The following is an 816-nucleotide window of genomic DNA, read 5'->3' as shown; positions in this document are numbered from 1 at the left end:
GGTTTGTTGCACACATACAGCGGCATCAGCGGATCCATGCTCTTCGGCCTGATGACCGGGACGTACGACCGGAATATCTCCGGTGGTGTACTAAGACGCAACCCGCAGGATTTCAATTCGGAAATAAATTCCACGGATGGCACCTTCAATACATCCGTCAAAGGCATCGTCTGGAATATCAATCACCTGCGCATCTACGGGTACAGCTATAAAGACGGCACATACTTCGATCCGACGGACAGCTCCAAGTCGGACAACTGCAACTTCCAGCAGACCGGCATCACGCTCTCCGGCGGACAGAACGCACTGGGGCAGCCAGCGCAGCAAGGCAATTGCTCGACATGGGGCAATCCGATGGCGGAAGTCTATATGGAATCACTGCGATTTCTCGCCGGGGCGAACGCCGACTCAATGTTTTCCGCGACGCCGGCGACGCGCGACCAGGCTCTGGGGCTGACGACAGAAGCCTGGAAGGATCCCCTGACAGCCGCCAACTACTGCACGCCGCTAAACACGCTGGTATTCAATGCCAGTGTCTCTTCTTACGATGGAGACCAGCTAAGCGGCTTCAGCAGTCTTGGCACGACGACCACAGCCGCCAGCTGGACAGACAAGGTCGGCACCGGAGAGCAGGTGGACGGCAAGAGCTGGTTCGCTGGCTCCAACGGGACCGCTACGGACAACCTGTGCTCCGCGAAGGTCATCGGCAAGCTCAGCCAGGCTCTCGGCCTATGCCCGGAAAGCCCTTCCCAGCAAGGCACCTTCAATATCGCGGGCGCTGCCTACTACGCGCACACGCTGCCTACTACGCGCACA

General features: G+C 58.7%; 1 pseudogene. It reads left to right on the top strand.

The features are described 5' to 3' along the window. Positions 1-36 precede the first annotated feature (36 nt). Positions 37-816: pseudogene (locus AC1DQ3_RS36565) on the top strand (hypothetical protein); the annotation flags it as partial.

It is taken from the genome of Cupriavidus sp. 01T418 (genome assembly GCF_056398885.1).
The sequence above is the reverse complement of the archived record's forward strand: the minus strand, read 5'-3'. Positions and strand labels throughout refer to the sequence as shown.